General features: G+C 55.8%; 15 protein-coding genes. 9 read left to right on the top strand and 6 right to left on the bottom strand.

What is annotated here, in order from left to right; genetic code table 11:
- Positions 1-146 precede the first annotated feature (146 nt).
- Positions 147-2,705 (bottom strand): ABC transporter permease, encoded by a 2,559-nt coding sequence (locus VNX88_20950; GenBank protein ID HWY71147.1) that lies wholly within the window; start codon positions 2,703-2,705, stop codon positions 147-149.
- A gap of 486 nt (positions 2,706-3,191) precedes the next feature.
- On the opposite strand from VNX88_20950, the gene VNX88_20955 reads away from it, so the two are divergent.
- The gene (locus VNX88_20955; protein HWY71148.1) at positions 3,192-3,545 is read left to right on the top strand and encodes a hypothetical protein; all 354 of its coding nucleotides are present in this window, start codon (positions 3,192-3,194) and stop codon (positions 3,543-3,545) included.
- Between the two features lie 50 nt (positions 3,546-3,595).
- On the opposite strand, the gene VNX88_20960 is transcribed toward VNX88_20955, so the two are convergent.
- The 4 genes from VNX88_20960 to VNX88_20975 are packed head-to-tail and all read right to left on the bottom strand — an operon-like array spanning position 3,596 to position 7,590.
- Positions 3,596-4,372 (bottom strand): glucose 1-dehydrogenase, encoded by a 777-nt coding sequence (locus VNX88_20960; GenBank protein ID HWY71149.1) that lies wholly within the window; start codon positions 4,370-4,372, stop codon positions 3,596-3,598.
- Positions 4,373-4,403: 31 nt separating this feature from the next.
- On the bottom strand, positions 4,404-5,612 hold the full coding sequence (manD, locus tag VNX88_20965) for a D-mannonate dehydratase ManD (GenBank protein HWY71150.1): 1,209 nt from the start codon (positions 5,610-5,612) through the stop codon (positions 4,404-4,406).
- A 49-nt stretch (positions 5,613-5,661) separates the two neighbouring features.
- A complete protein-coding gene (locus VNX88_20970; protein HWY71151.1) occupies positions 5,662-6,762 on the bottom strand; it encodes a sugar kinase in 1,101 nt (366 codons plus the stop codon).
- Positions 6,763-6,783: 21 nt separating this feature from the next.
- The gene (locus VNX88_20975; protein ID HWY71152.1) at positions 6,784-7,590 is read right to left on the bottom strand and encodes an IclR family transcriptional regulator; all 807 of its coding nucleotides are present in this window, start codon (positions 7,588-7,590) and stop codon (positions 6,784-6,786) included.
- Positions 7,591-7,849: 259 nt separating this feature from the next.
- Here VNX88_20975 and VNX88_20980 point away from each other — a divergent pair, with 259 nt between their 5' ends.
- The 4 genes from VNX88_20980 to VNX88_20995 all read left to right on the top strand — a co-directional run bounded on the left by VNX88_20980 (position 7,850) and on the right by VNX88_20995 (position 12,806).
- Positions 7,850-8,713: a fumarylacetoacetate hydrolase family protein gene (locus VNX88_20980; GenBank protein ID HWY71153.1), complete on the top strand. Its 864-nt coding sequence runs from the start codon at positions 7,850-7,852 to the stop codon at positions 8,711-8,713.
- 22 nt (positions 8,714-8,735) lie between these two features.
- Entirely contained in the window at positions 8,736-9,941 is a 1,206-nt protein-coding gene (locus VNX88_20985; protein HWY71154.1) for an alginate lyase family protein, read from the top strand.
- 66 nt (positions 9,942-10,007) lie between these two features.
- The gene (locus tag VNX88_20990; protein ID HWY71155.1) at positions 10,008-10,553 is read left to right on the top strand and encodes an LUD domain-containing protein; all 546 of its coding nucleotides are present in this window, start codon (positions 10,008-10,010) and stop codon (positions 10,551-10,553) included.
- Positions 10,554-10,556: 3 nt separating this feature from the next.
- Positions 10,557-12,806: an LUD domain-containing protein gene (locus VNX88_20995; protein ID HWY71156.1), complete on the top strand. Its 2,250-nt coding sequence runs from the start codon at positions 10,557-10,559 to the stop codon at positions 12,804-12,806.
- A 309-nt stretch (positions 12,807-13,115) separates the two neighbouring features.
- On the opposite strand, the gene VNX88_21000 is transcribed toward VNX88_20995, so the two are convergent.
- A complete protein-coding gene (locus VNX88_21000) occupies positions 13,116-13,946 on the bottom strand; it encodes an IclR family transcriptional regulator (protein ID HWY71157.1) in 831 nt (276 codons plus the stop codon).
- Positions 13,947-14,236: 290 nt separating this feature from the next.
- On the opposite strand from VNX88_21000, the gene VNX88_21005 reads away from it, so the two are divergent.
- The 4 genes from VNX88_21005 (at position 14,237) to VNX88_21020 (ending at position 22,128) form a co-directional block, all read left to right on the top strand.
- On the top strand, positions 14,237-17,968 hold the full coding sequence (locus tag VNX88_21005; protein ID HWY71158.1) for a carboxypeptidase regulatory-like domain-containing protein: 3,732 nt from the start codon (positions 14,237-14,239) through the stop codon (positions 17,966-17,968).
- 77 nt (positions 17,969-18,045) lie between these two features.
- Entirely contained in the window at positions 18,046-19,674 is a 1,629-nt protein-coding gene (locus VNX88_21010; protein ID HWY71159.1) for a glycoside hydrolase family 28 protein, read from the top strand.
- On the top strand, positions 19,667-21,331 hold the full coding sequence (locus tag VNX88_21015; GenBank protein HWY71160.1) for an altronate dehydratase family protein: 1,665 nt from the start codon (positions 19,667-19,669) through the stop codon (positions 21,329-21,331). Before VNX88_21010 ends, VNX88_21015 begins: the two co-directional genes overlap by 8 nt.
- Before the next feature lie 23 nt (positions 21,332-21,354).
- Entirely contained in the window at positions 21,355-22,128 is a 774-nt protein-coding gene (locus tag VNX88_21020; protein ID HWY71161.1) for a glucose 1-dehydrogenase, read from the top strand.

The following is a 22,128-nucleotide window of genomic DNA, read 5'->3' on the forward strand; positions in this document are numbered from 1 at the left end:
AGAGACAAGGTCACAAAGAGAATAAGCGGAGGGCATGAATCCCAGATTTGTACGCACTGATTCTGCTACTGACCCTGCGGGTTTTCTTCGTGACCTCGGATTTCAGCCTTCGTGACCTTCGTGTTCGCCTCTCCGTTTTCGGCCCGCTACTCAGTCCGCAATGCACTCATAGGAGAAATCGATGCCGCCCGACCGGCGGGAATGATTGCGGCGAAGAACGCGCAGAACGCAAGCGCGCTCGCGGCGAGGCTCAGTGCAAGCGGATCCCAAAATGACACTCCGTATAGCTGGGCAGAGATCAGGCGTCCCGCTCCTACCGCGAGCGGTACGCCTATGATCAGTCCAATAACCACGCGGTTGAATGCGCCGCGCAGGACCAGTTGGACCACATTCTGGCGATCGGCGCCCAGTGCCATGCGAATTCCGATTTCATTCGTACGCTGAGCTACGGTGTAAGCAGTCACACCATAGAGGCCAACGGCTGCCAGCAACAGCGCCACGATGCCAAACAGTCCGGCGAGGCTCGCCACTGCACGCTCCATATCAAAAGTGAGCGCAACCTGCTCGCGCATGGCTCTCACAGTGATGATGGTCAAGTTGGGATCGACCTCAGCAAGCGCCCTGGTCAGAAGAGGCTGAAGCTGCCCGGGCGAGAGCTTCGTCACCAGCATGATGCCCTGCACAAAATGCGACTGCAGTTCGATTCGCCTCATGATTTCGTTCTTGTAATCCACATTTTGCGCAAGTGGAACGAAGAACATCGGACGCGCCGGCCTGCTAAGCCCCCATCCGGCGAACTTTGCGTCGCGCACGATGCCAACGATTCGGAACGTGCCGACGTTCTCCGGCAAATCGAGGCCGAAGTGATGATCGATGGGATCTTCGTCGCTCTTGAAAAAACGCTTCACGAAAGCTTCATTCACGACGGCGATATTCGCGGTGGTTTCGTTGTCGGCGGCGGTGAAGTTGCGACCGCGCAGGATCCGCATATTGAAGTTCTGCAGATAATTGGCGCTTACGCGATCCCACGAGGAACCGGCTTCCTCATCCATCTTCTTCGCGGGATGGCCTTCGACAAGCACGAGTTCGCCCCAGTTATCAGTGAGCGGGTTATAGAGCGCCAGACCCGAGCCTTGAATGCCGGGCAAACGGTTCAGGCGATCTTCCAGTTGCCGGTACAACGACTGCAGCTTCGGCAGCGAGTACGTGGATGGCGGCGGATTCAGCGCTACTTCGACTCGGTCCTTGATCTCGTAGCCAAAATCCTGGTGCTCTAGTTTGTTCAAACTTCTGGCCAGCATGGTTGCGCCAGCCACGAGCACGACGGAGAGAGTGGCCTGCACGACGAGCAGGGCCTTGCGGGCAAACGACGAGCGATCGCCAGTGCTGCGTCCGGATCCCCGAAGAGCGTCCGCGGGATCGGTGCGAGTGGCAAACCATGCAGGAGCCGCGCCAAAGATGATTCCAGTCAACAGCGCGAGGACGAAGGCAAATCCCAAAACAGGAAGAGACGGAACCGGGCTGATGGGAAGAAACGTAGCGCTGTGAAAAGCTAGAGAAAGAAGCAATCGCGCCGCCGCCACGGCGACGATCAGTCCAGCAATGCCACCGCCTATGGCGAGCAGCACACTCTCAGTAAGAGCTTGGGTGACAATCTGCTTCCGGGTGGCGCCAATGGCAAGGCGTACCGCGGTTTGCGCACGACGTGCGACTCCTCGTGCCAACAGCAGGTTCGCAACATTGGCGCAGGCGATCAGAAGGACTAATCCGCAAACTGCCAGCAGGATTTGAAGGCTGCGTCCATACTCCTCTTTCATAACCGCGACACCGGCGCCTGCAGGCACTACACTAATTACCTGTTTGGGAAGCATGCGGATTACGTCGGGCATCCAGTTGGCGGGATATCCTGAATCACGTTCCATCCATTGCCGCAGCATAGCAGTGAGGCGCGGAGCCATCCCGTTGATCGAAGCCCCGGGCCGCAGGCGTCCGATCACGCGGAGCCACGCGCTGACCGACTGCGTCATCAGATTGGCCTGACCTGAAATAAGTGGTTCCTGATGGACTGGCAGCCAAATGTCGGGTGGATCGCTGCGCAGTGTTTCGCCAAAGAATCCGGGAGGCGCAACACCGATCACAGTGAACGGGTGCCCGGCGATCATGAAGGTGGAACCGACTACCGCAGGGTCGGCGCCGTAGGTGGTTTGCCAAGCATGGTGACTGAGAACCACAACGGGCGGGGCCGAAGGGTTGTCATCCTCTGGAGTGAACACTCGCCCACCAAAGGAGCCGACTCCGAGTACCGAGAAATAGTTTCCCGTAACGAATTCAGACCGCATGGGTCGGGCAGCCGACTCCAGGCCCTCACGCCGCACGCTCAGTTGCCAGCCACCCGCCTGAAACGCCGTTATGTCTTCAAATTCCGGCATCTCTGCCTTGAGGCGCTCGAATAACGGATACGAGTACATCCCCCACCGGTCCTGGGGACCGCCCTCGACGCAGCAATCGTCGCCATCGCCAACGCGGTAAAGCATCGCCGGATCAGCAACCGGCAGAGAGCGCAACATCACGGCATGGATCAGCGTGAAGATTGCGGTAGTGCCGCCGATCCCTAAAGCCAGCGTGAGTATCCCCGCCGAGGTGAAGACCGGTGATTGCCGAAACTGCCGAAGCGTGTAGCGCAGGTTGCTGAGCAAATTTTGCATGCAAGGGCCTCTGGTGTCTTACGAAGGTGAGTGGCGGCGGGTTCTATCCAGCAAAGGAGAGACTCTCCCCGCAGCCCAGAGTTAGCGACTTTTTATGGACGTACTGTTGGGCGGTTTGTAATCTGAAGCCAAAACCAAACTCACGCAGATCAACGCAGATTTAGCGGATTGACGCGGATTTTCTTGGAATTGTGACGGGAACTGTACCTTGGAGACCCTCTACCGACGTGCATTCGTGAACCACAGGATTTCACCAACGGGACTCAGAGGTTCCGGAGATCTCCCTTGCCTATCTGTGTGAATCTCTAAAATCTGTGTTGATCTGCGTGAGTCTTTGCACTTGCAGTTGCTTTCTTCACTCTCGCCTCTCAGACTTCCGAATATTCGGACTCTTCTGGCGCGTTGGTTGGACTTTCAAAGAACAACTTGTAGCCATCCGGGCCTGATACGGATACATTAAGGGCACTACTTCGCAATTTCCAACCGATGCCCAAAAAGGTCCTGTCTATCTCAGGCAACGATGCCCTACGTGTGACTCGGCACATGCTGCTCAAGAGCCGGGGCTACGATGTGGTCTCCGCTGCAAATCTGCGCGAAACCCGGAACGCCTTGAAGTCTGGAGACTTCGATCTCGTAATCCTTGGCCTCTCCATCGATGGAAACACAAAGCGCGAAATGGCTAGCATCACGCGCAAGCTTTGCGGAAATGCAAAAATTCTGGAGTTGTGCCGCATCAGTCCCGAAGTTGCAGATGCAGATCATCATCTCCTAAGCGCTGAACCAGAAGAGGTTGACCAGGCAATCGGCCGCATCCTTCGCGGCGAGAAGATTGCGGACTAGCTATTCCGAAGTGCGGCCGTTCCGCACATTACAGCCGAAGAGGCGACAAACTATTGATTCACGCCGCTGGCCAGAAATCCGCCATCGACGCACAGGATTTCTCCGGTGACAAAGCTGGCAGCGTCTGAGGAGAGAAAAACCGCTGCGCCTGCGAGCTCCGTCACCTGGCCGAAGCGTTTCATGGGAGTACGCATGAGGAACTCCTGACCTCGTGCAGTTTCGTCGAGTAGCCGTTGGTTGAGTGGAGTGCGAAACACTCCCGGAGCAATCGCGTTTACGCAGACTCCGAGCTGTGCCCACTCCACGGCCAGCGACTTCGTAAGGGAGGCGACGGCGGCTTTGCTTGCAGCATAGGCTGCGACTTCATAGAGCGCTACGAACGAGCTGAGAGACGCGATATTCACGATCCGGCCGTAACGGCGTTCGATCATGTGCCGCCCGAAGATCTGGCAGGCACGCAGAACACCGGTCAGGTTGGTCTCCATGATGTCGTTCCACTCGGATTCGGGGACGTCGAGCGTGGGCGTACGTTTGGTCTTTCCGGCGGAATTGATCAAGATGTCTACTTTCCCTAAACGGGAGACCGTCTGCTGAAGCAGGTGGTCCAGCGATGCCCGGTTCCCCACGTCGGAGGCAACTCGAAGAGTGCGCCTGCCAATCTTCTCGATCTCTTTAGCCGTCGCCTCGACCTGGTCCTCGCGGCGAGAGGTGGGTACAACGTCGGCTCCTGCTTCCGCGAGACCGTGGGCTAGCGCGCGACCAATGCCGGACGTGCCGCCAATCACCACGGCAACTTTGCCGCTCAGGTCGAACGGAGCGAAGCTCATCTTGTGTGCCCGAAGACGCTAGACATTGTCGCTACCAATTCCACATGGTTCCGTCGAGTTTCCGGTTTACCGGCAGATATGCGCGCTCGTATGGGAACTTCTTCGCGAGCTTCTCGTCGTAGTCGACTCCCAGTCCCGGCTTGTCGCCCGGATGCAGGTAGCCCTTTTCGAAATAGTAGGAATGCGGAAAGACCTCATCGGTCTCCTTGGTGTGCCGCATGTATTCCTGGATTCCAAAATTGGGAATCGAGATATCGAAGTGCAGCGCTGCGGCCATCGTCACCGGCGAGAGGTCTGTAGCACCATGGCACCCGGTCTGCACGTGATACATGTCGGCGAAGGCCGAAACCTTCTTCAAATTGGTGATACCCCCGCCGTGAACCACCGTCATCCGCAAGTAGTCGATGAGCTGTTCGGAGATAAGGATGTTGGCGTCCCAGACGCTGTCGAAGATCTCGCCCAGGGCCAGCGGCGTCGTAGTGTGCTGGCGGACAATGCGGAAGCCTTCTTGCAACTCGGCAGGTACGGCGTCCTCGAGCCAGAAAAGATGATACGGTTCCAGCTCCTTCCCCAGTCGTGCGGCCTGAATGGGAGTAAGTCGATGGTGGGCATCGTGCAACAGATGCACATCGTCGCCGAACTTTACTCGCAGTGCCTCGAAGAGCTTGGGCACGTGCATCAGGTACTTTTCGCTCGACCAGAGATTCTCGGGGGGAAGTCCTTTCTCTGCCGGCTCGTAGAACATCTGACCGCGACCGACTCCGTAGGTGCTCTTCAGTCCCGGAACGCCTGACTGCGCGCGCACTGCCAGGTAGCCTTGCGAAATGTACTTCCCAACTTCGTCGATCGTCTGGCTGACGTCGGCTCCGTTGGCATGGCCGTATACCATCACTCCATTCCGGCTCTTGCCGCCGAGCAGGTTGTACACGGGCGTCTTCAGCGCTTTGCCCTTGATGTCCCAGAGCGCCATGTCGACTGCCGCAATTGCGCTCATGGTGACCGGCCCGCGACGCCAGTACGCGCCGCGGTACAAGTACTGCCAAATGTCTTCGGTCTGGAAAGGATCGCGCCCGATCAAACACGGAACTACATGATCGCTGAGATAGCTGGCTACGGCGAGTTCACGACCATTGAGCGTTGCATCACCGAGGCCGTAGATGCCTTCGTCGGTAACGATCTTTAGCGTAACGAAGTTTCTTCCTGGAGAGCAGACCAGGACCTTGGCGTCTTTGATCTTCATCTGCACACCTCACTCAAGTGCAGCAACGTCGTCCGCTTCGTGATTTTACTCAACGGGCCACCCTCGCACCGCCGCCCTTCATTAGCTTCTCGACTTCGGACAGCGTTGCCATCGTGGTGTCACCCGGAGTTGTCATCGCCAAGGCACCGTGCGCGGCGCCACATTCAACCGCCCATTGCGGATCGCGTCCGATGAGGAATCCATAAATCAGCCCCGAAGCAAAGGAGTCGCCGCCGCCAATACGATCGTAAATCTCGAGATTCTCGCGGGTTATCGAGCGATATAGTTTGCCTTCGTGATAACAAACTGCTCCCCAGTCATTGAATGTCGCGGTCTTCGCATTACGGAGCGTCGTAGCAACAGTTCTCAAATTGGGAAACTCGGAAACTACGCGTTCGATCATGCGACGAAAATGCTCAACATCGAGCTTGGACAAGTTTTCGTCTACGCCCTCGACCTTGAATCCGAGTGCGGCCGTAAAATCCTCTTCATTGCCGATCAAGACATCGACCAACGTCGCCAGTTCCCGATTGACCTCAGTGGCCCGCTTTTTTCCTCCGATCGCCTTCCACAAAGACTCGCGATAATTCAAATCGTAAGAAACGACTGCACCATTCGCCCGCGCTGCGGACATCGCTTCCTTTGCCACTTGCGGAGTAGTTTCGGACAATGCCGCGAAGATTCCGCCGGTGTGGAACCAGCGCGCCCGCTCCTTGGCAAAGATGAAATTCCAGTCGACGTCTCCAGCACGAAGTTGCGAGACCGCGGTATGTCCGCGATCGGAGCAGCCAACCGCCCCACGCACTCCGAATCCGCGCTCAGTGAAATTAAGGCCATTGCGAACTGTCCGTCCTACACCGTCGTAAGGAACCCATTTGACGTGCGACTGATCAACGCCACCTTGATAAATGAGGTCCTGCACCAGACGACCGACGGGATTATCCGCAAGCGCCGTAATCACCGCAGTGTCCATACCGAAGCAGCGGCGAAGACCGCGAGCCACGTTGTACTCGCCGCCTCCTTCCCAAACCCGGAAAGTCCGCGTGGTCGAGATGCGAGTGTCGTAAGGGTCGAGGCGAAGCATTACCTCTCCGAGGCTTACGAGGTCCCATCTACATTCTGATTTTGGCTTGATCGTGAGTGGCGGCATCGAGCGGTTCGTTCGTCGGCATTAACTGCCAGCACGTCGGATGACTGCATTACGATTCGGCAGCGGCTGCGGGATAGTCCGCTCGGAAAATCCCATCTGACGGGAAATCTCTTTGCAAGTAGCCGCCAGTGTCGCGCCAATTTCGCGTTCCTGTTTCAGGATGCGCGAGGATGGACCGGAAATGCTGATCGCGCCAACGGATACTCCCGACTCGTTAACAATCGGCGCGCCAATACACGCAACGCCAGGCTCGTTTTCTTCCTGATCCGTGGCATAGCCCCGTCGCTTCACGATCTCCATTTCGGTTCGCAACTTGCGCAACTCGGTTGGAGTGAGAGTGTCAAAAACCGCTTCGAGATCGTGCTCAGCGGCGTGAGTGATCAGGGCTTTCCCAAGTGAAGTGTTTGCGATGGGCATACGGCTGCCAACCATCGCTGACATACGGAATGGCCGAGAGCTTTCCAACAAATCTATGTACAGCACTTCCCCACCATGCAGGACCGCCAAGTTAATGGTCTCGTTGAAGCGCAACTGCAATTTGCGCATATAAGGCTGTGCAACCTGCTTCACGTCACGGCGCAGGCTCGAAGCATGCTCGAACAATTTGATTCCGAGACGATAGCGATGACCGTCCGTTCCGCGTTCCACGTATCCGCGTTCGCAGAGTGTGTGCAGCAAACGGAATGCCCGACTTTTGTTCAGCGAAACGCGTTTTGAAATTTCGCTAAGCTGAAGCTCTTCCGAATCTCGAAAGCTCTCAAGAACGTCCAGGGCCTTCAATACAGCTTCAACCACATACTTGTCGTTAGTTTCTCGCGGTAACTTCATAGTAAGGTTTCGGGAGGCAAAACAAAAATTCCATTCCACGAAGTGCGAGACATTCTCGAAGAAGCAGCACTCTTTGTCAAATCGCGGTAAATCGCCACCGAAACCGATGATCACCCGCAAGGATTTTGTAGAGTGAAATCCGAGTGGTCAAAATCTCCGAATTTTTGGCTTGGCCCTTTCCAATCGCATTCCGCATTTGCTCTACTACTTCAATTCGGTGGTAGTCAAAGCTTTGATCCGGATAGAGGCAAACGCAGTTATGCGATTAGTAAGCTTTCAGAGTGACGGACACGCCGGGGCGGGACTTTTGCGCGAGGACCGTGTGTTTCCACTTAAGAACGTAGGGTTTGCCGATGCAGTGTCGTTCATCGCGGCAGGAGAGAAGGAGCATGAGCGTGTCGAGGGTTGGCTAAAGGGAGCTTCGTCGCGCGATCTGATCCCGCTGGATTCCATAAAGCTAACGGCTCCGATCCCTCGACCGCCCAAGATTCTTTGCATTGGGCTCAACTACCGCGATCACGCGAAGGAATCCAATATGGAAGTTCCTTCAGTGCCGACGGTATTCGCAAAGTACGCCTCGTCTGTGATTGGCCCCGGTGATGCCATCGTGCTCTCCTCGGCAACGCAGAAGCCTGACTATGAAGCCGAATTCGCCGTCGTGATTGGAAAGCGAGCGAAGCAAGTTCAGCGCGCGCAGTGGAAAGACTGCGTGTTTGGATACACGATCGTGAACGACGTAAGCGCGCGCGACGTGCAACTTGCGACATCACAGTGGACGCTGGGTAAAAGCTTCGACACGTTCGCTCCGATGGGTCCCCACGTAGTTACGACTGACGAAGTTCCCGATCCGCATGCATTGGACATTCGTCTCAGCATCGGCGGCGAAACGCTGCAGCACTCCAATACACGTGAACTGATTTTCGGTATACCCGAGCTGATCGAATACCTTTCGCGAATGATGACGCTTGAGCCTGGCGACATTATCAGTACCGGGACTCCCGCAGGAGTCGGGCTCGGACGAACTCCACCACGATGGCTGAAGCCTGGCGAGGAAGTGCTGATTGAGATCGACAGGATTGGAACGTTGCGTAATCCGGTGATCGCTGAGAAAGCAGTGCATTGAAATCCAGTGGAGGGCCACTGTTTTGAAACAAGTCTCACGCCGAGCTTTTTGCCAAAGTACGCTCACCGGTATCGCCAGCTTGGCGGCAACACAACTTCTCTCCGCAGACAGCACTCAGACTCCAAACCTCGGACTTGACTTAGCGAAATTTGAACGCCCAGGAGTACTGGCAGCCGCGAAGCGTTACCTGCATGAGCGTCCCATCACGATCACAGACTCTTCAAGCCCACGCAGCGCCGGCGGAAAGCATGACTACTTCTCCGAAGCGGACTATTGGTGGCCCGATCCGAAGAATCCGAATGGTCCTTATATCCAGCGCGATGGTATGTCGAACCCGGAGAATTTCACTGGGCACAGGCATGCGCTGATTCGTTTGGGTGTTCGGGTTCCAGCGCTGACCGCGGCATGGATCCTCACACGTGATCGCAGTTATTCGGATGCCGCCGCAGAGCATCTGCGGGCCTGGTTTCTGAATCCCGCCACGTTGATGAATCCGAATCTTCAGTACGCGCAGGCTATTCACGGTCGTACCACCGGGCGCGGAACCGGGATCATCGATACGATTCATCTAGTGGAAGTGGTTCGATCGGTTCCATTTCTAGCCGCATCCAGGTCGCTCTCGTCCGCGGATCACGAAGGCGTGAAGAAATGGTTCGCGCAGTACGTCAATTGGCTAACCACATCGAAGAACGGGCAGGACGAACGCGACGCCAAGAATAATCACGGCACCTGGTGGGTGACGCAGGTTGCAGAGTTTGCCACCTTCACTGGGGACGAAAAGCTGTTGAGCTATTGCCGTGATCGTTTCAAAACGGTGTTCGTGCCGAATCAGATTGCTGCGGATGGATGCTTTCCTGAAGAACTACGCCGCACCAAGCCTTACAACTACACGCTGTTCAACATGGCTGGACTGGCAACGATCTGCCAAACTCTCAGCAACTCACAGGACAATCTGTTCACCTTTGCTCTCCCGGACGGCAGAGGGCTTCGTAAGGCTATGGATTACATGTTCCCTTACATACGGAACAAGGCGTCCTGGCCGCACAAGCCCGACGTCGAGTACTTTCAGTATTGGCCGATCCGTCAGCCCAGTCTGCTGTTTGCGGGCCGTGCGTTCTCGAATCCGGAATACATAGAGGTGTGGCAGACTCTTCCTGTTGAACCTGAGGTCGAGGAAATAGTTCGTAATAATCCAATCCGTCAGCCACTCCTGTGGGTGAAGCAGTAGCGACGCTCACCGTGGGCTGTGCTTCTGCCAGAGCCGAACTGGTGTACTGTTGTGACGAATCTCGCTATGAGCTCTATCTCTTCAGCGCCACGACACGATCTCGTGCAGCAATTTGAGACGGCAGCAACGTCTGCTGCAGCTTCCGTGGAGCGTGTGATTTATGCTGCGGGAGCTCTTGCGGCGGCGGTCAAGAAGATAGCGACCGGTCGAATTGCGGTAGGGCAAACACTCGACCTTCCCTCCGACCTGTTCTCTGAGTTACGCAAATTGCCCGGTGTAGTCACTGGTAGATCCAAACAGGAACTGGCCACTTGCGACGTGGGCATTACGGAAGCCTTTGCGGGCGTTGCACGAACCGGCTCAGTTTGCGTTGCCGTGGATCACGACTACTCCGGCTCGATAAGCCTGCTCGCACGCATGCATATCGCGGTACTTTCTGCGGAGAAGATTACCGAACGGCCAGGCGATCTGTTCAATCCACAGTTCCTGAATGGGAAAGCTATGCGACGGAACTTCGTTTTTATTACTGGCCCGAGCGCAACTGCCGATATGGGTCCGCTGGTACGCGGGGTGCACGGTCCTCATAAGTTGCACATCATCATCCTGGAGTAGAGAGTGTCGAGTCCTGCCCCAGTAGCTTCGCCTCGGACAGTCGCCGACAAGAGCGAGAAGCCAGCCTTACTCGCCGCGATTCGGATGGCACTTGAGATCGAGAGCGCCGCCGTTCGCCACAACACCCAGGCATTTAACAGCGGACGTTATCTCGCGACGGCCGAGATCCCAGATTACGACCGACTCAAAGACAAAGCGCGAGCCACAAAAGAAGCTGCGATCGCCCGGCTGCCGGAGCTACTGGCGACTCTCGAGGCCAGCGTAAAGCGCAACGGCGGACATTTCTTCCTGGCGAAGACCGGAGAGGAAGCTGGGCGCTACATAACCAAGGTCTGCACAGATCACCAGGTTCGCCTCGTGGTGAAGGGCAAGAGCATGACTTCGGAAGAGATTCATCTGAATCACTACCTCGAGGCTGCAGGTATCGAAGTCGCTGAAACCGATCTGGCGGAGTTCATTCTGCAGATTGCGGATGAGCAGCCGTCACACCTTATCGGCCCCGCAATTCACTACAGCCGCGAGCGCATTACTGCGCTCTTCAAAAGGAAGTTTCAAACCGATCTGCCTCTTGACACTGGAGAAGAGCTCACCCGCTTTGCGCGCGAGATGCTGCGGCAAAAGTTTTTGAATGCCGACGCCGGCATTTCCGGAGCGAACTTTGTGGCTGCGGACACAGGCAGCATTGTGCTAGTAGAGAGCGAAGGCAACATTCGCCTAACGTCACAACTCCCGCCGCTGCATATCGCAATTACTGGCGTTGAAAAGGTGTTGCCAAAGCGCGAAGATCTCGGTCCGTTCATTGAACTGATCGCACCCAGCGCAACAGGACAAGGTCTCGCATCCTATACCACCGTTCTGACACCTCCGCTGACTGCCGCACCCCTGATGTCGGATCGCGTTACACAGCGCGAGTTCCATCTTGTGCTGGTGGATAACGGCCGGCTACAGATGCGCGAAGACCCTGTACTGCATGAAGCCTTGTACTGCATCCGCTGCAGCGCATGCCTCAACTCGTGCGCAAATTTCCAGACGGTTGGAGGCCACGCGTTCGGCGGCGAAACCTACTCCGGCGGAATCGGCGGATCGTGGGAGGCCGGGACTCGCGGACTGCTCAACGCACGATTCAGCGAGCTGTGTACAGGGTGTTCGCGCTGCGTAATGCAGTGCCCGGTTCGCATCGATATTCCCTGGTTGAATTCGAATCTGCGTGAGCGGATCAATGAACGCGATTTGGAAAAGTCCGGCGGCATCCTGGAGAAAGCAGCCGCTGCGCAGTTTCGAGCCAAGGCTCCGTTGCCAAAGATATTTTTCGGCAGATACGACTTGTTCGGAAAATGGGGAACTCGCCTCGCTCCTCTGTCGAACTGGGTGAACCATCTGCCGCTCACACGCGCGTTGATGGAGCGACTCGTCGGAGTGGACCGCCGCCGCGAGCTTCCGTCATTTCCCAATAAGAGTCTCGCGCATGCAGCTAGAAGATCGGCTCCTGCAAGGTCATCGCCAGATCGCGGCCGCGCAGCTCTCTTTCCTGACATCTTTACGAACTACGGTTCTCCCGAAAGGGGAGTTGCGACTGTGGAAGTCCTAAGATCGTTCGGTATCGATCTGGTACTTACCGAGGTTTCTCCCGATGGTCGCGCTTCGCTATCGCAAGGGCTGATTCGAACAGCAGAACAGCAGGCCAAGCGCACCGGCGAAGTGCTATTGAAATACATTCGCGATGGACGAGAGATCATCGTGATCGAGCCGAGCGCGCTGGCTATGCTTCGCCTCGATTACCGTCGCTTCCTCTCGCCAGACATTTTTGAGCAAATACGGGCCCACAGCTTTGAAGGCGTTGAATATCTCTGGCGAATCTTCCAGGAGAGGCAGCTAGATGTTGCCGATTTCTTTGCGGCCTCCCGTCATCCGTTGGGGGCGAGGCTCTTCTATCACAGCCACTGTCAACAAAAGACAATTGGGGCCGCCGCTCCGACTGAAGCATTCCTCCGCGCGGCGGGATTCGACGTGGTAACGTCCCGCGTCGAATGCTGCGGCATGGCCGGCAGTTTTGGGTACAAAAAGGACTTTTACGATCTCAGCATGGCAGTGGGGCAGGATCTGTTCAATCAAGTGCGAGCCGCCGAAGCCGAAGGTGGTAGGCGGACGCTAGTCGCCACCGGCACGTCATGTCAGGAACAACTCCATGCTGGACTGCAGCGCAAGGTCTTTCATCCAATGGAAGTGCTCGCGGCGATCCAGAAAAATCTATGAGCCGAAGCAAGGAACAAGGAAAATAATAGGGGAGATTTCCAATTCGGCCTGGAATTCGTCGAATTCTGCCCAAAATCTGCAAATTTTCGTTCGAGGCAGGGAATTAACAGGGAACTCTGTAAAGTTTCGTCAAACCTGCCCGCAGTGAAGCATTTAGCGCCATTTTTTGCGGGATTCAAAAAATTAACAGGAAACGAAGCAGGGATTTTTCATCCCATTTCGGGAAAAAATATTCAGCCCGGCTAGACCAGAACTCTAGCCCTTGAAGTTGCGGCTGGCCGATCTGCAATTCCCATTCGATGCCTACTGCTACTGCCCGACCGCTGCTGCCAATCCGTCACTCCTCCCGCTCGTCTTGTCGACGACCGAATAACCAAGGCTCCTGGAAATCGCCGTTGCGGCATTCTTGGCCGCAGCCGCGAATACCGGCACCTTTTCGCGGGTAACCCGTGTCGTCGGGCCCGACACGCTCACAGCGGCCGCGATCTTTCCTGACGACTCGAAGATCGGAGCACCAATACACCGCGACCCAAGGTATGCCTCTTCGTTGTCGAGGGAGTATCCGCGCTGACGGATTTGCGCGAAGTCCTTGCGCAAACTTGCGACATTCTTGACTGTGTGGGGAGTGAATCGCTCGAATGCCAAACCGGTGAAGAAGTACTGCTGCTCTTCTTCCGGCACGAAAGCCAGCATCGCCTTTCCCAAGGCCGTGCAATACACCGGGCGTCGAATGCCGACTTGCGACACGAGCCGGAACGTGTGGCTACTCTCCATTACGTCCAGATAGAGAACCTCGCGTCCATCCAGAACCGCAAGATTCACCGTCTCTCCAGTCGCACGCCAGAGTTGCTGCAGCACCGGACGACTGATCTTGCGCAACGTCGTCTGATACGACAGCCCCGATGCCAGTCGCGCCAGACGAACGCCGATAGCATAGGCTCCCGAGCTGTCGCGAAAGACATAACCCTCATGCTCTAAGTGCGCAAGAAAGCGATATGCAGTGCTCTTATTGATTCCGGTTTGCATCGCGACGTCCTTCAATTGCAGACCGGAAGGAGCATCGTGCAGCGTTTCTAAAATATGTAAGACCTTGGTTACGACCCCTACTGGGGCTGACTTCGACTCACGCGGCCTAATCATCGGAAACTCCTCAATTTACTGCCGGGACAGGATGCCACAGATTTCATGCTCTGAAATATACATTTTTTAGCTTGAATTCGTAAGTAAATCCTTGTTATAGCTTTTGCCCGCCGAGGGCGATCGGCTCGGGAATACTTGCGCAGATATTTTAAAGGTTAAAACTAATATTTTTCATCTTGAATTCGTCGCAAATCCTCTGATATAGGTTCTCGTCCGTTGCAGACCAACGTTCGACGCGGCTCTCCAGTTGAAGGCTAACGCCGGCCTGCTCCCAGACAGTGGAGGCATCGATGCTGTTCACAAAGAAATCGACCCTGACGTCGATCATTTTATGTATCGCGTTTTCTCTTCCTGCATTTTCCCAAGCTCGAGGTGGTGAGACCAACGGAACAGTCACCGACTCATCAGGCGCGGTAGTACCTGGCGCAACCGTCACGCTCACCAACCAGGGCACAAACATCCAGAATACGGCCAATACAAATAACAACGGATACTTCGTATTCGTGAACGTGCAGCCCGGCGCCTACAAACTGAAAGTGGAGAAGCCTGGGTTCAAGTCTGTGGAATCTTCTTTCCAAGTTACGGTTAACCAGGCTGTGGCGCAAAATATGACGCTCGAAGTTGGGAGTGCGTCAACCACCGTGGAGGTCACCGCCGCAGCTCCCGTGCTTGATAGCACAACCACTGAGCTCGGTACTGTGATTGAAGAGAGAACTGTGCAGTCTCTGCCGCTGAATGGCAGAAACTTTACGCAACTGTTGACGCTTACTCCAGGAGTTACGCCCGTTTCGACTTCACAGAATAAGAGCATTGGCGGCGTGGAAGGTAACGTCGGGATTCCTGGATCAGGATTCTCTGATCCGTCGTTCCACGGTCAGGAGAACCGATCGAAGCTGTACTTCTATGACGGGATCATCAATACCAACATACGCGGCCCGACATATATCGTGATCCCGAACCTCGACATGGTTCAGGAATTCAAGGTCGTCGGCCAAGATGCCCATGCCGACATGGGCGGCGCTGCCGGCGGCGTCGTCAACATGGTCTCGAAGTCTGGAACTAACAAATTCCACGGATCGGCGTTCGAATATGTTCGGAACAATGCCTTTGACGCTCGCAACGGATTCACTGATGTGGACGCTTTCGGCAATCCCAAAGCACCGGCCGCGTACCACCAGAATCAGTTTGGTGCGACCGTTTCGGGCCCGATCATCCACGATCGCACATTTTTCTCGTTTGGATATGACGGATGGCGATACAGTCAACCGACTCAGCAAACGTTTTATATACCGACGCCAGCAGAAATAAATGGCGACTTCTCACAAACCACTGTGTCAGGCACTTCAAACCAGATCTACAATCCGTATTCGACCCGCGGCACTGGAAGCAATCTGGTCCGCGATCCCTTCCGCTGCGATGCCACCACGGGCGCTCCGCTTCCGGTCAACGCCCAAAACCAGCAGACGCAGACCGGGGTGATCTGCAACAAGATTCCTCAAGCTTTGATTAATCCTGCAATGCAGGCATTCTTCAAGACCTATTCGGCGACACCGAACTACGCCAATCCAATCGACCCGACCAAGAACTTCATTCAGAATCGCCCATCAATCAATAACTCAGACGGATACAACGCCAGAGTCGATCACCGTTTTGGTCAAAGAGACAACGTGTTCTTGCGCTTCACCCAGCAAAACAACAACACATTTTCTCCTATCGGCGAAGCGGGATCGACCTCCGGCGGATCACCGGGGAGAAATTATGGCGGTGATTACGTACACACGTTTGGACCAAATCTGATTTTCGACTTCCGGGCGGGATACGCTGGGCGACCGGGGGTCGATTCCAGCCAACAGAACACTCACACCGCTGGAACGGCGCCACTGACTCAGGCTGGGTTCACAGACATCGACAAGTACAACGGTATGCTAGTGACGCTCGCCGGACCGTGGAACAACGCGGGCGGAAGCTCAAGTTACGGCGTCCGGGGTGGTGCACTGCGAGAAAACCCAACCCGAAGCTTCACACCGAGCATTCAATGGCTCAAAGGAAACCACAACATCAAGGCTGGTTTCTGGTACATCAACGCAAAGCGTGTCCAGGACAATACCTTCCAAACTTTTGGATTTAGCAACACTCAGACCGAGAATCCACAGAATACGAGCAACACCGGCCTGTCTTTGGCCTCGGCGCTACTAGCTTTTCCCAGTTCCGCTTCGGGACAGCTCCCGAATCGAGCTGGCGGAGAAGTTTCCTTCACATATGCGTCTTGGGCCGCCTACCTCCAGGACGAATGGAAGGTCAAGCCAAACTTAACCTTAACCTTCGGCCTGCGTTATGACTATTTGACGCAGCCGCAAACGGACGATGGACGCCTTTGGAATTCTCTCGACCTGCAAAATCAGCGCTGGATTATCGGAGCAACGACTATGCCGGCGTTATGCAGCGTTGCGAAGCAAGCGCCTTGTATTCCAGACGGGATCAATCTAACAACGGGCGTCTACACGGCAGCAAACGATTTTCGGAACGATCCGCACTTCGCAAATGTAGTGTTGGCGGGCAAGCAGTTCTTCGCTCCAGGTCCAGTCAAGGACAACTTCGGGCCAAGATTCGGATTGGCCTGGCAACTTCGTTCGAAGACCGTCTTGCGAACCGGAGCCGGTCTCTACTGGGATGCTCTACCCGCACGAAGTCAATATGCGCAGAATGACCTGGAAGCCGAAGTGTGGCCTGATGCCGTAGCCTTTGCGACAGGCAATGTCAACACTGATGCTGCATTCACGAATGGCTCGGCCCAGCCTGTCAGCGGCATCCAGGGACACTTCCCAGTCACACTACCCACCACTACTCCGTGGGCGATCGGTGGATTCAGCGACGATCCGCGGTACAAAGATCCGTACTCACTGCAGTACCACGTGGAGATACAGCAGGAGTTGACGGCGCACACGATGTTCTCGATTGGCTACGTTGGAAGCCAGAACGGAAGGCTGCCGTTCTCAGGCTTGGCCAACGCCGCCAGACAAGCCACTCCAAACAGTACCTGCGCAGCAACCGATACAGCTTGCAAGAATGCCTATACCGCTTCCATCGATGCCCTGCGGTATATGCCGTGGGTCAATATCAACAATTACACGATGAGCATCGCTCGTTCGAGCTACAACGGGTTCGAGAGCAAGCTGGATCATCGTTTTGCGAACGGGCTGAGCTCGTTAGTGTCCTACACCTGGAGTAAGTCCATCGACGAGGGCAGCGGGTACTTTGGAGTGGAGAATTCCTTATCCGGTGGAGGTTCCACGGTTCAGACCTTCGGCAATCTGCGTAGCGCCCGTGGCGTCTCCGGCTACGATATTACCCACTTCTTCTCCTGGGCTAATGTCTACGAACTTCCCTTTGGACGCGGGAAACGATTCCTCACCGGTGGTCCTCTGTCCTGGCTGCTGGGTAACTGGGAATCAGACTCCATTCTGCAGGCCCGTTCGGGAACTCCTTACAATTTGCAGGTGAGCGGTGATATTGCGAACCTGAAAGGCAGCGCTCCCAGCATCGGCACTTATGGAAGGCCGAACGTCATCGCCAATCCGTTCGCTGCTGGACCAGTTGCTGCCAATCCCGATCCGCTATGTCACTTCACTGTTTCTCAAACGATTCCTGCTGGCCAGCCCAGCGCCGGGAAAAAGGGCAGTGCCCCTGACGTGGTAGGGAACAGTACAAATTACTTTAATCCTTGTGCCTTCACACAGCCTCAGGGCTCATTTGGAAACTTTGGAAGAAATGGTTTCCGGGGTCCGGCAGTTTGGAACACGGACTTTGCTCTGATGAAGAATTTCTTACTGGGCGAACAAATGAGACTGCAGCTGCAATTCCAGTTCTTCAACATCTTCAACGTGCAGAATTGGGAGGCTCCGTCTCAGGTCACGATCAACTCGTCTGGGACAACTGTTAATCCGAAAGCAGGGCAAATCACAACCCTTGCTCAGGGAACAACGCCGAGGCAGATGCAGTTCGGCCTGCGGTTCGTGTTCTAACCTTCTCGGGCTCGCTGTTTTCGGCGGTCGATATTGACCGAAGCAGCGGGCCTCAGTCGTCTACAGTTACAGCTCTAATGTCGACCAAACAGCTTCCAGGCCGGCGTAATTTTGTCCGAAACCTCGCGGTGGGACTAACCGCCGTTCCCATATCAGGAATCGCACAAGCGGTTTCTCCTGGCGGCAGTAAGTCAAGGGCTTCCGGACAGGCAGACCGCCGCTACATTCTTGACGTACGTGACTTCGGCGCAGTGCCAGACGGCAAGACACTGGCCACAAAATCAATCCAGACTGCTTTCGACAAGTGCCACGAAGCCGGTGGAGGAAAAGTAGTCATCCCGCCGGGCAGATATCTGAGCGCTCCCTTGTTTCTGCGCAGCAACATGGAGCTTGAGCTTCTGCCCGGCGCCTATCTGCTCGGCAGCACGAACTTCGATGACTATCCGACCATCCAGGGCCGCTGGGAAGGGCTCGACCGTACCATCTTTGCTTCCCTGCTTACCGGCCAGGATCTCGAGAATGTCACGATCTCGGGACGCGGAACTATCGATGGTCAAGGGCAGGGATGGTGGAAGGCGCACCGCGAGACTCAGGCACTACGGCGCAAGCTGGGCCTCGAAGGGCGTGAGCCGGAGAATCCTCCGGGATCGCCGCTGCAATGGCCTCGTCCCCGCCTCATTAATCTGTATCGCTGTAAGAACGTCCACATTTCGGGAATCGCCATTCTGAATTCGCCCTCGTGGCAGGTGCATCCTGTGCTCTGCGAGGACATCTGCATCGACGGCGTGACCATCTGGGCGCCGGGAGATTCTCCGAACACAGACGGCATCGATCCTGACTCTTGCCGGTTGGTGCGCATTTCTAACTGCTACATCAGTACCGGCGATGACTGCGTGGTCATCAAGTCCGGCTACAAGTACCAGCCCGGGGTGAAACAGATTCCCAGCGAAGACATCACTGTCACCAACTGTGTGTTCGGTACTGGCCATGCGGGAGTCGCGATTGGCAGCGAGACCTCTGGAGGGGTGCGCAACGTTACCGTCAGCAATTGTGTGTGCAACGGCACGCGGCGTGGGCTGTACATCAAGAGCGCTCGAGGACGGGGAAATATCGTCGAGAACTTCAGGGCCTCGAATGTCGTGCTCAAAAACATTACCGACACTGCAGTCCACGTCGGAATGTTCTATACCGGCAGCGACCGCACTGCACGCGTGGAGAAGAACGAGGCCACTCCTACGTTTCGGAATTTTCATTTCAGCGACATCATTGTTGAACAGGCGCCTCATGGCGTAATCGTCGAAGGCCTGCCAGAGAATCCGATTCGGGAATTTAGCCTGGAAAACGTAAGTGTGAATGGCGTTGGAACTGGATTAAACTGCTCCAACACGCAGCAAGCACGGTTTGAACGTCTTACTGTGAACTCAGACACCGGCCCTTCCTTCTCTTTCAGTGATGTGCGCGATCTGGAAATCTCTCGGTTTCGTTCAGCGAAAACAGCTCCGGAGCAGGTTGTGATTCGCATGGAACGGGTCGAAAATGTATCTGTAACGTCCTGCCAGGCGCCGGAGTCGAGCCGCGCTCTGCTTGAATTTCATGGACCGGGATCGCGGGATGTAGTGCTGGCATTGAATCGCGTGCCGAAGGGCGTGCAGGAGGTCGCATTTGCCGAAGGAGCGGATACGTCCGTAGTGGAAAAGCGTGCCTGAAACTCTGACTCAAACCCGGATACTGAAACTTGATCGCCGCGACAATGTAATGATCGCGCTCGCAGACCTGCGTGCGGGAGAAGAGGTGAGCCTCGGGAAGGAGACTCACAGCGTCGTGACCAACGTCGCGGCAAAGCACAAGTTTGCTCTGAAGGAGTTTGCGCCGGGCGATCAGATCATTATGTACGGAGTGGTCGTGGGCAAGGCAACGCAGCCCATCCGCGAAGGCGAGGTCATTACTACTCGCAACATTCGACATGAAGCCTCCGACTTTCACCAGAAATCAGAAAACTATGCATGGCACGCTCCTGATGTGTCGGGCTGGAAGAACCGCACGTTTCTGGGCTACAAGCGCGCCGATGGACAGGTAGGCACGCGCAATTACTGGCTGGTTGTTCCGCTGGTCTTTTGTGAGAACCGCAACATTGATGTATTGCGCAAGGCTTTCGACGAAGGACTCGGATACGCTCCGCCGCAGGTTTACCGTCAGCAGGTGGCGGATCTTGCTCGCCTGTATCGCGAAGGGCGAGTCGATGCAATCAAGACGTACCAGCACACGAGCGAAGATGGACACCGGCAACCTCACGGGTTCTTTGAAAATGTCGATGGCGTCAAATTCCTCACGCATGAGCGTGGCTGCGGCGGCACGCGCGAGGATGCGAGAAACCTGTGCGGGCTGATCGCCGGTTATCTCCACCATCCCAATGTTGCCGGGGCTACTGTCCTTAGCCTCGGATGCCAGCATTCTCAGGCGGACATCCTGCGCGAGGAGATCGCTAAGCGCGATACACATTTTGCCAAGCCGCTGATCCTTCTCGAGCAACAAGGCAGCGCCTCGGAGCGCGCAATGCTTTCGCAGGCGATACGAGAGACATTCCTCGGGTTGGTGCAAGCCAATCGCGCGCAACGAGAGCCCGCGAGTCTCGACAAACTTTGTGTCGGATTGAAATGTGGCGGATCGGATGGTTTCTCTGGACTCTCCGCCAATCCGGCTATCGGACATGTCTCCGATTTGCTCGCGGCTTTGGGTGGAAGCAGCATCCTTGCTGAATTTCCCGAACTTTGCGGAGTCGAGCAAGCACTCATCAATCGCTCGACGAGCCAAGAAGTCGCTGATCGATTCATCACGTTGATGCGCGACTACGCGGCGCGTGCCAAGGCTGTACGCGCCAGTTTCGAAATGAATCCGTCGCCGGGAAATATTAAAGATGGACTCATTACCGACGCGATGAAGTCCGCAGGGGCTGCACGCAAAGGCGGAGATTCCCCGGTGACCGCCGTCCTGGATTATCCGGAGTACGCAACCGAACCTGGGCTGAACCTCCTCTGCACTCCAGGCAGCGACGTGGAGGCCGTGACTGCGCAAGTCGGCGCGGGGGCAAACGTTGTTCTCTTCACTACAGGCCTCGGCACTCCCACCGGCAATCCCATCGCCCCCGTAATCAAGATCTCGACCAATTCACAACTGGCTCAAAGCATGGCGGACGCGATCGACGTAGACACGGGAACAATCATCGCCGGCGAGGAGTCCGTGGAAGACGCTGGTGAACGCATCCTTGGTGTGATCACAAAAGTTGCAAGTGGCGAGATGAAGACCAAAGCGGAACTGCTTGGACAAGACGATTTCATTCCCTGGAAACGAGGCGTTTCGCTCTGAACCCTAACGGCAGCAATCCGGCGATGTTTCGTCTTGATGGAAAAACCGCCGTCATCACCGGCGGCGCCAGCGGTATCGGACAGGCGATCGCGCTTTGCTTCGCTCAACAGGGAGCCGCGGTCCACATTCTTGAACTAGACAAAGCCAATGCAGAGCAGACGACGGCAACCATTCGTGAGCAGGGCGGGACGGCAGAGTGGCACACTTGTGATGTCTCCAACCAACAGCAAGTCAAGGACGTGTTCTGCAAAATCGGTGGCAGCAATCCAATTCACGTTCTCGTGAATAATGCCGGAGTCGCCCACGTTGGCAAACTCGAAACCACAACAGAGGAAGATTTCGAGCGCATCTTCCGCATCAACGTTAAGGGCACTTACAACTGCATGTACGCCGTGATCGACTACATGAAGACGGGCGGTGGCGGCGTAATCCTGAATCTCGCTTCGATTGCGGCCACTGCCGGACTCGCGGATCGCTTTGCATATTCCATGAGCAAAGGAGCAGTGCTGACGATGACCTACTCGGTGGCGCGCGATTATGTGGCCCAGAATATTCGCTGTAACTGCATTTCGCCCGCCCGCGTTCACACTCCTTTTGTCGACGGTTTCGTGCGCAAGAACTATCCCGGACGCGAGCAGGACATGTTTCAGAAGCTTGCCCAATCGCAGCCGATGGGCAGAATGGCCCAGCCAAGCGAGGTAGCGTCGCTCGCTCTATTTCTCTGTTCAGACGCTTCCAGTTTCATAACCGGAACCAATTATCCGATTGACGGAGGATTTCTCAACCTGCACGGCTAG

It is taken from the genome of Terriglobales bacterium, assembly GCA_035567895.1.
Lineage (GTDB): Bacteria > Acidobacteriota > Terriglobia > Terriglobales > Acidobacteriaceae > Gp1-AA112.